Origin of the sequence: Streptomyces tubbatahanensis (assembly GCF_022699385.1) — a bacterium.
GTDB lineage: Bacteria > Actinomycetota > Actinomycetes > Streptomycetales > Streptomycetaceae > Streptomyces > Streptomyces diacarni.
Genome location: NZ_CP093846.1, coordinates 1,804,881 through 1,816,601 on the forward strand (window position 1 = coordinate 1,804,881; position 11,721 = coordinate 1,816,601).

The window sequence follows — 11,721 nt, forward strand, 5'->3', positions numbered from 1 at the left end:
CGGTGCTCCCTGACGACCAGCCGGCACAGCTACCGCTTGCCGAAGCCCTGCCACGGCTGCGCGAGGCCCTTGAGACGCACGGCTCGGCCGTGGTGCACGCACCACCGGGGACCGGCAAGACGACGCTGCTCCCCCTTGCCCTGGCGGGGCTCCTCGATGACGGGGCGCCCGCCCGAAGCGTGCTGGTCGCGGAGCCGCGGCGGATGGCCGCGCGGTCGGCGGCGCGCCGGATGGCGTGGCTGCTGGGCGAGCGTCCCGGCGAGAGCGTGGGCTTCACGGTGCGGGGCGAGCGCCGGGCGGGGCCGCGTACCCGGGTGGAGGTCGTCACGACGGGCGTGCTGCTGCAACGCCTGCAGCGGGACCAGGAGCTGCCCGGTGTGGACGTCGTCGTGATGGACGAGTGCCACGAGCGGCACCTGGACGCGGACACGGCGCTGGCTTTCCTGCTCGACGTGCGTGCCGCGCTCCGCCCCGAGCTGCGCGTGATCGCCGCGTCGGCGACGCAGGACAGCGCGGCGTGGGCGCGGCTGCTGTCCGCTCCCGTCGTACGCGGACGGGGGACGAGCCACCCGGTGGAGGTGCGGTACGCGCCGCCGCCCGCCCAGGTGCGGCCGGCGCACGGCACGTGGGTGGACCCGGCGCTGCTGCGCCATGTGGCGGCGACGGTCCGCCGCGCGCTGGAGGAGGTCCCCCGCGGTGACGTGCTGTGCTTCCTGCCGGGCGTCGGGGAGATCGGCCGGGTGGCGGCTCTGCTGGAGCGGGTGGACGCACAGGTGTTCCAGCTGCACGGGCGGGCGCCCGCACACACGCAGGACGAGGTGCTGCGCGGCAGCGGGGACCCGGGCGAGGGCGGTGAGCGCCGGGTGATCCTCGCGACGTCGGTGGCCGAGTCGAGCCTGACGGTGCCCGGCGTGCGCGTGGTGGTGGACGCGGGGCTCGCCCGTGAGCCCAGGACGGACCACGCGCGCGGCCTGACGTCGCTGACCACGGTGCGGGTCTCGCGCGCGGGCGCCGAGCAGCGGCGCGGCCGGGCCGGGCGCCAGGCGCCGGGGGTCGCCTACGCGTGCTGGGCGGCGGCCGAGGAGGCGGGGCGGCCGCGGGAGCCGTCGCCGGAGATCACCGTCGCCGATCTGACGGCCTTCGCGCTCCAGGCCGCCTGCTGGGGAGAGCCCGACGCACGGGGGCTGGCGCTGCTCGATCCCCCGCCCGCGGGGGCGATGCGCGCGGCCCACGAGACGTTGCGCGCCGTCGGCGCCCTGGAGGGCTCCGCACGGGTGACGGCGCGGGGGCGGCGCATGGCCCGTACCGGCGTCCACCCCCGGCTGGCCCGCGCCCTGCTGGACGGCGCCGCCGTCGTGGGCAGCGCACTGGCGAGCGAAACGGTGGCGCTGTTGAGCGAGGAGGTGCCGCGCGCCTACGGGGACGACGCGGCCCAGGCGCTGCGGCGGGCCCGCACGGCGGGCGGGGCCGATCCGTACGGTGCGCGGTGGACCGCCGAGGTGCGGCGGCTGCGGTCGCTGCTGGGCGAGGAGGTGCCGCGCCCCGAGGGGCTGACGGACGAGGCGGGCGTCGGCACGGTCGTCGCGCTCGCGCAGCCCGAGCGGATCGGCCGGGCACAGCAGCAGGGCTCCTATCTGATGGCCGGCGGGACGCGGGCCGAGCCGGCCGCCGGAAGCCGGCTGCGCGGCGCCCCGTGGCTGGCCGTCGCCACCGCGGACCGCCCCGCGGGGTCCGCCTCGGCGCGGATCCGGCTGGCGGCGGCCGTCGACGAGCCGACAGCACTCCGCGCCGCGGGCGCCCTGCACGAGGTGCGCGAGGAGGTGCGCTGGGACCCCGCGGCGGGCCCGCAGGGGCAGGGCGGTGACGTGGTGGCCCGCGAGGTGGAGTCGCTGGGCGCGGTCCGGCTGGCCGTGCGGCCGCTGCGGAATCCGCCGGGTGCGCTGCTGCGCGAGGCGGCGCTGGAGGGGCTGCGGCAGCACGGGACCGGGCTGCTGCGGTGGTCACCGAGCGCGCGAACGCTGCGCCGCAGGATCGGCTTCCTCCACCGCACGCTGGGCGAGCCGTGGCCCGACGTCTCGGACGAGGCGCTGCTGGCGCGGGCCGACGAGTGGCTCGGGCAGGTGCGCTCGCGGGCCGACCTGGCCCGGGTGGAGGCGGGCGACGTCCTGTCGGGGCTGCTGCCGTGGTCCTGTGGCCAGGCGGCGCGCCTCGACGAGCTGGCGCCGGAGCGGATCGAGGTGCCCTCCGGGTCCCGGATCCGCGTCGACTACGAGCCGGAGCAGCCGGTGCTGGCGGTCAAGCTCCAGGAGATGTTCGGGGCACGCGTCACGCCAAGCGTGGCGGACGGGCGGGTGCCGCTGCTCGTCCACCTGCTCTCTCCCGCGGGGCGGCCGGCCGCCGTCACGGCCGACCTGGCCTCCTTCTGGGCGGAGGGCTACCGCGGCGTGCGGGCCGAGCTGCGCGGGCGCTACCCCAGGCACCCGTGGCCGCAGGACCCCGCCACCGCGCAGCCCACCCGGCGCACCAGTCCCCGCGGGCGGTCGTCGTGAGGCTGCCGCGGAGTGCCGGCGGCGGCAACTCGGACTAGCTGCCCACGCCTTCCGGCTGCCCGCGGCCGGTGGCCGTGGCCTCCTCGGCACCGGCGGTGCCGCCGGGGCCGCCACCGCCCGCGCCGCCTCCACCACCGCCACCGCCGCCCGGGCCGCCGTCGTCGTCCCCGCCGCCCGCGGCCTTCGCCCCGTCCGCTGAACCGCGACCGCGGGCGCGGGCCTCCAGGGTGAGGGAGAGGGCCAGCAGCGCACCGCCCAGCACGAGGAAGCCCCAGGGCAGGTAGGACGTCAGGGCGAGCACGAGCCGGCGCTGGGAGGTGACCAGGTCGACGGCCTCGGCCTGGAAGTCGGGGCGCATCTTCACGTGCCCGGCGAACGCGGTGAGGGGCTTCTTGTCCGGCTGGTCCTTCCAGCGCATCTCCTCCTTGTGGATCTCCTGCCCGTCCACCGGCGCGCCCGTGACGGGGTCGACCCAGAACATCCTCTTGGTGGTGTACCAGCGCTCAAGACCGATCTGTTCGACCGTCTCGGGGGTGGCCCCCAGCGGCAGCTTCTTGGGGACCTTCACCTTGGTCCAGGGGATGGTCTGCTCGAAGTAGTAGGTCTCCAGCCCTTGCACGGTGCGGGTGCCCTTGTAGTGGATGGGCGCGGAGGTGCGGGTCTGGAAGTCGAAGTACGCGTAGTCGCGCTTCTCGACCAGGAACGGCCACTTGTACTCGATGCCCTCGCGGCGCACCGTGTCGTGGTCGACGTGCTCACCCTCGGTGTGCACCGGCTCCTGGGAGTGGGCGTCGAAGACGTACCGCTCCGGGATGCGGGAGACCATCTTGCCCTTGTCGTCGGCGACGTAGCTGAGCGTGTCCCACACGACGACGTCGCGCCCTGTGCGGTCCTTCACCTTCTCGGCGGCCTCCACGTTGCCCTTGAGCGTCTGCACGATGCTGACCTTGGGCACCTTCTTCGACTGCATGGTGGCGTAGTCCAGAAGGGTCGCGTTCTTCGCCTCCAGGACCATGGACTGGTACTGGCTGGGCGGAATCTTCGCCAGCCGCGGGAAGGCGTACCAGCGGATCAGCGGTGAGAGCGCGGCGAAGAAGACCGCGAAGGCCAGCAGGACCAGGCTCGCTCTGCGGCGCATGCTGCCTCCCTGCCTACGGGCGCTCGGGGACGGTGGTGTGCAGGGGCTCTTTCGAGGTCTCGCCGGGCGGGACGCCCGTCGCCGTGATCGCGAAAACGAGGGCGAGGGCGGCCACCAGTCCGATCCCGGCGGCGATGAGAGCACGCATGTCCACCTCCCGGTGGGGTGGCCGGCGACGAGGCGGAGCTGACGCCTCGTCAGGTGAGAGCTCGCACCGTAGCAACGCCCGTCCGGGATGGGAACAGTGCGGCGCGCCCCGGTGCCGAGCACCGGGGCGCGCCGCAGGAGGTGGGCCGGCTCAGCCCGTGATCGTGAGCTTCACCGTCACCGTGGCACCGCCGTCGGCGGTGAGGGTGAGGGTGTAGTCGCCCGGCTTGTCGTCGGCGAAGAGCTTTCCGACCTCGGCGACGCCGTCCCCGTTCGTCGTCAGCTTCACCGGGGTGCGCACCGGCTCGTCCTTGTCGTTCTTGAAGTGCGGGCCCTGCTCGGCGTTCTCCAGCGTCGCCGTCACCGCCGTGTTCGCAACCGGCTCGCCCTTACGGGTGGCCTTGACCTTGACCGGCGACTTGAAAGCACCGTTCTTGGGGGCCGTCAGCTCGGCATCGCCAAGGCACGTGACCTTGTCGGCCTGTGCCGCCTTCACCTCGGCCGTGAAGTCGACCGTGCCCAGCTTCTTGCCCGGGACGGTCGCGTGGACGGTGAAGGAACCGGCCGTGGCGCCTGCGTCGAGACGGGGAGCCTCGGCGAAGCCCTTGGCGTCGGTGGTGACGGTCGCCTTCTTGGCGCCACCGTCGAAGGACGCCTCGGTGGCACCGTCGATCGCGAAGTCGACCTTCACGCCCTTGACGCCCTTGCCCTTGGAGTTCTCGACCTTCACCCGCGGGCTCTTGGCGAACTCCTCGCCCGCGACCGCGGAGAAGCTCTTGGTGCCGTCCGCCACGATGGCGTCGGGCGCTGTCGGGTCGGGGGACGGCGTCCCGCCGTCGTCACCGTCGCCGCCGCCGTTGTGGTCGTCGCCACCGCCGGGACTGCCCGGCTTGTCCGGCTCGCTCGGCTTGCCGGGCTTGCCGGGCTTGGACGGCTTGGACGGCGACGTGCCCTTGCCGGGCCCCGATGGGGAGTTGCCCTTGTCGGGGCCGCCGCCGGACTCTCCGAGCCCCGGGGAGGTCGGCAGCAGCGGTCCCTCGGTGTCCGGCACCGAGTGGGTGCCCTCGCGGTAGTAGGCGAACCAGGCCAGGACGGTGCGCAGGTACGCGTCGGAGTTGTTGTAGCTGAGGATCGCGCGGTCCAGATCCGCCTTGGCCGACAGGTCACGGCCGTCCGCGCACAGGTACTGGCCGGCGGCCAGCGCCGCGTCGTACACGTTGTTGGGGTCCTTGCGCCCGTCGCCGTTGCCGTCGGCGCCCCAGCGGTCCCACGTGGAGGGGATGAACTGCATCGGACCGACCGCACGGTCGTATCGCGTGTCGCCGTCCCAGCGGCCGCCGTCGGTGTCCTTGATGTTGGCGAAACCGGCGCCGTTGAGCACCGGGCCGAGGATGGGCCGCAGCGTCGTACCGTCCTTGTCGACGGCGCCGCCGCGTGCCTGGCCCGACTCCACCTTGCCGATGCCCGCGAGCAGTTCCCAGCGCAGACCGCACCCAGGGGTACGCGAGGCGAGCGACTTGGCGGCGTCCTTGTAGGCCTTGAGCACCGAGGCGGGGATGCCCGACTCGTCCCCGGAGCCGCCGGGGGACGCACCCTCGGGCGGGTGGGGGGACTCCAGCGGCGGCAGCTGAGTCTCATAGCTGTCGTCGCCTGGCGAGCGGTCGCCCGCGGCGTCCGCACGGCCCTTGCCGTGGTCGCCGCCGAGTTCCACGCCGGGTGCCTGGGAAGCGGTCAGTGCCGCCATGACGACGGCGGCGATCGCCGTGCCCCCCAGCCCCCTGCGGTATCTGCTGCTGCTCAGCTGGAAGCGGCGCCGGTGTCCCGACGCCTTCCCGGCCTTCTGCTGCGCGGCGTGCCTGCCCCGGTATCGCGCCATAGAGCCGTCCCCGTCCTCTCCCCTTTGGACGCAATCACCCACATCACGGCGACCTTACGGCACGGTAGCCCACAAGTCAGCGGTCAGCGGCCACTTGTGGCGCTTCCGCACCGTCTTCGCCGCCGGTTCACCGCCGCTTTCCGCACCGTTCGCCGGACGCGTCCCCAACGCGCCCGGGGCGGCCTGCGGTTCCCCCGCCGCCCCGGCCCGTGAAAGCCCCCGGCCTCTCCCGGAGAGCCCGCGACGTCAGTGCGCGGCCGACTCCCAGTCCTGGCCGACGCCGACGGACACGTCCAGCGGCGCACGCAGCGCGACGGCGGACGCCATCTCGGCACGCACCAGCTTCTCCACCTGCTCCCGCTCCCCGGGCGCGATCTCCACAACGATCTCGTCGTGCACCTGGAGCAGCATCCGCGAGCGCAGCTGAGCGTCGCGCAAGGCGGCGTCGACCTTGAGCATGGCGACCTTCACGATGTCGGCCGCCGTGCCCTGGATCGGGGCGTTGAGCGCCATCCGCTCGGCCATCTCGCGGCGCTGCCGCTGGTCGCTGGTCAGATCCGGCAGATAGCGGCGGCGGCCCATGATCGTGTGCGTGTAGCCGGTGGCGCGGGCCTCCTCGACCGTACGGCGCAGGTAGTCCCGCACCCCGCCGAAGCGCTCGAAGTAGGTGTCCATCAGGCCCCGCGCCTCGTCCGGGGTGATGCCCAGCTGCTGCGAGAGCCCGAACGCGGAGAGCCCGTAGGCCAGCCCGTAGGACATCGCCTTGATCTTGCGCCGCATCTCCGCGTCGACGGCGTCCTTGCCGACGCCGAAGACCTGGGCGGCGACCGTCGTGTGCAGGTCCTCACCCGAGGTGAAGGCCTCGATCAGACCCGCGTCCTCGGACAGGTGCGCCATCACGCGCAACTCGATCTGGCTGTAGTCGGCCGTCATCAGCGACTCGAATCCCTCACCGACGCGGAAGCCGCGGCGGATGGCCCGGCCCTCGTCCGTGCGCACCGGGATGTTCTGCAGGTTCGGGTCCGTGGAGGAGAGCCGGCCGGTGGCGGCCACCGTCTGGTTGAAGGTGGTGTGGATCCGGCCGTCGGGCGCGATCGTCTTGATCAGGCCCTCGACCGTGGTGCGCAGCTTCTGCTGCTCGCGGTAGCGCAGCATGAGCACCGGCAGTTCGTGCTCGGTCTGGGTCGCGAGCCAGGCCAGCGCGTCCGCGTCCGTGGTGTAACCCGTCTTCGTCTTCTTCGTCTTGGGCAGCCCCAGCTCGCCGAAGAGGACCTCTTGCAGCTGTTTGGGCGAGCCCAGGTTGAACTCGTGCCCCACCGAGGCGTGCGCCTCGCCGACCGCGTGCTGGACGGCGTCGGCGAACTGCTGCTCCAGCCCCTGCAGCCACTCGCGGTCAGCGGCGATGCCCGCGCGCTCCATCCGGGCCAGCACCTTCGAGGTCGGCAGCTCCAGATCGCGCAGCAGGTCGGCGGCGCCCACCTGATCCAGCCTGACCTCGAACGCGACGCCCAGGTCCAGCACCGTGCGCGCCTTGACCATCAGGGCTTCGGCCTCGGCCTGCTCATCGACCCCCAGTGCCAGCTGGCCGTCCGACTCGGCCGTCGGGCCCAGCTCGCGGCCCAGGTACTCCACCGACAGCGCGTCCAGGGCGAAGGAGCGGCGGCCCGGTTTGTCCAGGTAGGCGGCCAGCGCGGTATCCATCCACACCCCGGCCACGGACCAGCCGTGGTCGGCGAAGACCCGCATCAGGGCCTTCGCGTCGTGCATCACCTTCTGCCTGTCCGCGTCGGCCAGCCAGGCGGCGAACGCGCGCTCGTCCCCCTCGGTCAGCTCGGCCGGGTCGAACCAGACCGCGGGGCCCGCGCCGGTGGCCAGCGCGATCTCGCTCACGCTGCCGCTGCCCTGCTTCCACACGTCCACCGTGGCGACGCCGAGCGTGGCCGTGCCGTGCCGCTCCAGCCACGGGGCGAGGGCGTCCGCCTCGACGACGGTGCCGTCCAGCTCGATGCCGGCGGCCGAGGCGGGCTCCTCCTCCTCGGCGGCGGCGCCCGGGTCGGCGGCGAAGAGGCGCTCGCGGAAGTTCTGGTGGCGGAACTCCAGGGCGTCCAGGATGACGGCCAGCGCGTCCCTGTCGTAGGCGACGCGGGTCAGGCCGCCGGGCCCGTCCGGCAGCGGAACGTCGCGGACCAGCTCCGTCAGCCGGCGGTTGAGCAGCACGGACTCCAGGTGCGAGCGGAGGTTGTCGCCCGCCTTGCCCTTGACCTCGTCCACCCGCTCGGCCAGCTCGGCGAGGGAGCCGAACTGGGTGATCCACTTCGTGGCCGTCTTCTCGCCGACGCCCGGAATGCCCGGCAGGTTGTCGGAGGGGTCGCCGCGCAGCGCCGCGAAGTCCGGATACTGCGCGGGCGTCAGGCCGTACTTCTCGGCCACCTTCTCCGGCGTGTAGCGCGTCAGCTCGGAGACGCCCTTGGTGGGGTAGAGCACCGTGACGTTGTCGCTGACGAGCTGGAAGGTGTCACGGTCGCCCGTGACGATCGACACCTGGAAGCCCTCGGCCTCGGCCGCGGTGGCGAGCGTGGCGATCACGTCGTCCGCCTCGTAGCCGTCGATCGCGTAGCGGCGCACCTTCATGGCGTCCAGCAGCTCGCCGATCAGCTCCACCTGGCCCTTGAACTCGTCCGGGCTCTTGGACCTGTTCGCCTTGTACTCGGAGAACTCCGCCGAGCGCCAGGTCTTACGCGAGACGTCGAAGGCGACGGCGAAGTGCGTGGGCGCCTCGTCGCGCAGCGTGTTCGCCAGCATCGAGGCGAACCCGTAGATCGCGTTGGTGGGCTGCCCGGTGGTCGTGTTGAAGTTCTCCGCGGGGAGCGCGTAGAACGCGCGGTACGCGAGGGAATGCCCGTCCATGAGCATCAGGCGGGGCTGTGCCCCGCCGTCCTTCGTCTGCCCGGTCGCCGCCTGTGCCGTCTTCGCTGCCTTCTTAGCCACGGGACCGATCCTCGCATGCGGCTGTGACAACGGCGGGGCACGCCGGTGTGTGGCTGCCGCACCCGGTGCGGTGGCACCATCAGGTGTTATGACGCGTAAGGCTCCCTCCAATGACCCTGTTCAGGACGCGCCCCAGGTGGGGGCGCCCGCGCAGGCGGCGGCCGGGCTGCCCGCCGTCGGGCACTCGCTGCGGATGGCGCGGCAGCAGATGGGGGTGAGGCGGACCGCGCTGACGCTGCTGCGCGTCAACCAGAAGGACGGGTTCGACTGCCCGGGCTGCGCGTGGCCCGAGGGTGACCAACGGCATACGGCGGAGTTCTGCGAGAACGGCGCCAAGGCGGTCGCCGAGGAGGCGACCACCCGCCGCGTCACCCGCGACTTCTTCGCCTCGCACCAGGTCGCCGACCTCGCCGAGCGGTCGGGGTACTGGCTGGGGCAGCAGGGCCGGCTGACCGAGCCGATGTACCTGCCCGAGGGCGGCGAGCGCTACGAGCCGATCAGCTGGGAGGCGGCCTTCGACCTGGTCGCCGAGGAACTGCGGAGCCTTTCGTCACCCGATGAGGCGGTCTTCTACACCTCGGGGCGCACCAGCAACGAGGCCGCTTTCCTGTACCAGCTCTTCGCCCGCGAGTTCGGCACGAACAACCTGCCGGACTGCTCCAACATGTGCCACGAGTCGTCCGGCTCCGCGCTGACCGAGACGCTCGGCGTCGGCAAGGGCAGCGTCCTGCTGGAGGACCTGTACAAGGCGGACCTGATCATCGTCGCCGGGCAGAATCCCGGGACCAACCACCCCCGGATGCTCTCCGCGCTGGAGAAGGCCAAGGCCGGCGGCGCGAAGATCATCACGGTGAATCCGCTGCCCGAGGCCGGGATGGAGCGGTTCAAGAACCCGCAGACCCCCAAGGGGCTGGCCGCGGGCGGCACCCCGCTCACCGACCTGTTCCTGCAGATCCGCCTCGGCGGCGACCAGGCGCTCTTCCGCGCCCTGAACCGCATGCTCCTGGAGCGGGAGGGCGCGCTCGACGAGGGATTCGTCGCGGAGTACACGCACGGCTTCGAGGAGTTCGCGAAGGCCGCCCGCGCCACCGACTGGGACGAGACGGCGGCCGCCACGGGCCTTGAGCACGCCGAGATCGAGCGCGCCTTGGAGATGGTGCTGGCCTCACGCCGCACCGTGGTGTGCTGGGCGATGGGGCTCACCCAGCACAAGCACTCGGTGCCCACGATTCGCGAGGTGGTCAACTTCCTGCTGCTGCGCGGGAACATCGGCCGCCCCGGCGCGGGCGTGTGCCCCGTGCGCGGCCACAGCAACGTGCAGGGCGACCGCACCATGGGCATCTTCGAGCGGCCCGCGCCCGCCTTCCTCGACGCGCTGGAGCGCGAGTTCGGCTTCGCCCCGCCGCGCGAGCACGGCCTCGACGTCGTGCGCGCCATCCGGGCGATGCGCGACGGGCAGGCGAAGGTGTTCGTCGCGATGGGCGGCAACTTCGTGGCCGCCTCCCCCGACACCGAGGTCACCGAGGACGCGATGCGGCAAGCCCGGCTGACCGTGCACGTGTCCACCAAGCTCAACCGCTCCCACTGCGTGACCGGCGCACGGGCGCTGATCCTGCCCACGCTGGGGCGCACGGAACGCGACACCCAGCGCGGCGGCGACCAGTGCGTGACCGTCGAGGACTCCATGGGCATGGTGCACGCCTCCCGCGGACGGCTGGCACCCGCGAGCCCCCACCTGCTGTCCGAGCCCGCCATCGTCGCCCGCCTGGCGCGCGCCACGCTCGGGGACGGTTCCGTCACCCCCTGGGAGGACTTCGAGGGCGACTACGGGCTGATCCGCGACCGGATCTCCCGCGTGATCCCCGGCTTCGAGGACTTCAACGCGCGCGTCGCCCGGCCCGGAGGCTTCGCGCTGCCGCACGCGCCGCGCGACGAGCGGCGCTTCCCCACCGCCACGGGCAAGGCGAACTTCACCGCCGCGCCCGTCGAGTACCCGCGGGTGCCCAAGGGCCGGCTGCTGCTGCAGACACTCCGCTCGCACGACCAGTACAACACCACCGTCTACGGCCTCGACGACCGCTACCGCGGCATCAAGAACGGCCGCCGCGTGGTGCTCGTGAGGAGCGAGGACGCCGAGGCGCTCGGGCTGGCCGACGGCGCGTACGCCGACCTGCGCAGCGAGTGGGAGGACGGGCGGGAGCGGGTGGCGCGCGGATTCCGCGTCGTGCACTACCCGACGGCGCCCGGCTGCGCCGCCGCCTACTACCCCGAGACCAACGTGCTCGTCCCGCTGGACGCCACCGCCGACGTCAGCAACACCCCCGCCAGCAAGTCCGTCGTGATCAGTCTCACTCCGTCCGCGGCCGAGTGACCCCCGCACGGGCATAGGCTCGGACCGGCCGGTCCACTCCCCCGGCCGGCCGAGCGACACGTGGACGGAGCAGCGGCGCATGGGTGAGCGGACCACCACCAAGTTCCCCCAGGAGATCCTGGACCAGTGGAAGGGCTCGGGCCTCGACCTCCCGGCGCTGTTCTCCGCCGGGGCACTGGGCGAGCGCATGGGCCTGGAGATCGTCGAAGCCTCCCCCGAGCGGGTCGTCGGCACACTTCCCGTGGAGGGCAACACCCAGCCGTACGGGCTGCTGCACGGCGGCGCCTCGGCGGTACTGGCCGAGACGCTCGGGTCGGTGGGCGCCATGCTGCACGGCGGCCCCGGCAAGACCGCCGTGGGAGTCGATCTGAACTGCACCCACCACCGGGGCCCGCGCGCCGGGCTGGTGACGGGGGTGGCCACCCCCGTCCACCGGGGCCGCACCATGACCAGCTACGAGATCACCGTCTCGGACGAGCAGGGGCGGCGCGTGTGCTCCGCGCGGCTCACGTGCCTGCTGCGCTGAGTTTCCTCCTGCGGGTCGTGTCCCGGCACGGGGGGTGCCACTTGCCGCAGTGTGCGGGCTGCGGGTGGGGGTGGCTGGTGGGGGCACCTCCCGGCCGAAGGCTGGGGGAGCAGTTCCCCGCGCCCC

At 73.1% G+C, this 11,721-nt stretch carries 7 protein-coding genes; 3 read left to right on the forward strand and 4 right to left on the reverse strand.

Annotation, left to right across the window (positions count from 1 at the left end):
• Positions 1 to 2 precede the first annotated feature (2 nt).
• Positions 3 to 2,549, forward strand: a complete 2,547-nt coding sequence (hrpB, locus tag MMF93_RS07805; RefSeq protein ID WP_242750403.1) for an ATP-dependent helicase HrpB — start codon at positions 3 to 5, stop codon at positions 2,547 to 2,549.
• A 34-nt stretch (positions 2,550 to 2,583) separates the two neighbouring features.
• On the opposite strand, the gene pgfA is transcribed toward hrpB, so the two are convergent.
• From pgfA to polA, 4 genes are all read right to left on the reverse strand, one after another.
• A complete protein-coding gene (gene pgfA / locus MMF93_RS07810; protein ID WP_242750405.1) occupies positions 2,584 to 3,687 on the reverse strand; it encodes a cell envelope lipid trafficking protein PgfA in 1,104 nt (367 codons plus the stop codon).
• Positions 3,688 to 3,700: 13 nt separating this feature from the next.
• A complete protein-coding gene (locus tag MMF93_RS07815) occupies positions 3,701 to 3,835 on the reverse strand; it encodes an SPW_0924 family protein (RefSeq protein WP_242750406.1) in 135 nt (44 codons plus the stop codon).
• 150 nt (positions 3,836 to 3,985) lie between these two features.
• Positions 3,986 to 5,710, reverse strand: coding sequence for a lytic transglycosylase domain-containing protein (locus MMF93_RS07820; RefSeq protein ID WP_242750408.1), 1,725 nt, complete (start codon positions 5,708 to 5,710; stop codon positions 3,986 to 3,988).
• A 246-nt stretch (positions 5,711 to 5,956) separates the two neighbouring features.
• Positions 5,957 to 8,698: a DNA polymerase I gene (gene polA, locus MMF93_RS07825; RefSeq protein WP_242750410.1), complete on the reverse strand. Its 2,742-nt coding sequence runs from the start codon at positions 8,696 to 8,698 to the stop codon at positions 5,957 to 5,959.
• Positions 8,699 to 8,786: 88 nt separating this feature from the next.
• Here polA and MMF93_RS07830 point away from each other — a divergent pair, with 88 nt between their 5' ends.
• Positions 8,787 to 11,069, forward strand: a complete 2,283-nt coding sequence (locus MMF93_RS07830; RefSeq protein WP_242750412.1) for an FdhF/YdeP family oxidoreductase — start codon at positions 8,787 to 8,789, stop codon at positions 11,067 to 11,069.
• Positions 11,070 to 11,148: 79 nt separating this feature from the next.
• Positions 11,149 to 11,595, forward strand: a complete 447-nt coding sequence (locus tag MMF93_RS07835; RefSeq protein WP_242750414.1) for a PaaI family thioesterase — start codon at positions 11,149 to 11,151, stop codon at positions 11,593 to 11,595.
• Positions 11,596 to 11,721: the final 126 nt, after the last annotated feature.

Bases quoted from the DNA above. Each gene is read 5' to 3' on its own strand.
- MMF93_RS07820 (WP_242750408.1), bottom strand. From the start codon at position 5,710: ATGGCGCGATACCGGGGCAGGCACGCCGCGCAGCAGAAGGCCGGGAAG.
- MMF93_RS07835 (WP_242750414.1), top strand. From the start codon at position 11,149: ATGGGTGAGCGGACCACCACCAAGTTCCCCCAGGAGATCCTGGACCAG.
- pgfA (WP_242750405.1), bottom strand. From the start codon at position 3,687: ATGCGCCGCAGAGCGAGCCTGGTCCTGCTGGCCTTCGCGGTCTTCTTC.
- MMF93_RS07815 (WP_242750406.1), bottom strand. From the start codon at position 3,835: ATGCGTGCTCTCATCGCCGCCGGGATCGGACTGGTGGCCGCCCTCGCC.
- MMF93_RS07830 (WP_242750412.1), top strand. From the start codon at position 8,787: ATGACGCGTAAGGCTCCCTCCAATGACCCTGTTCAGGACGCGCCCCAG.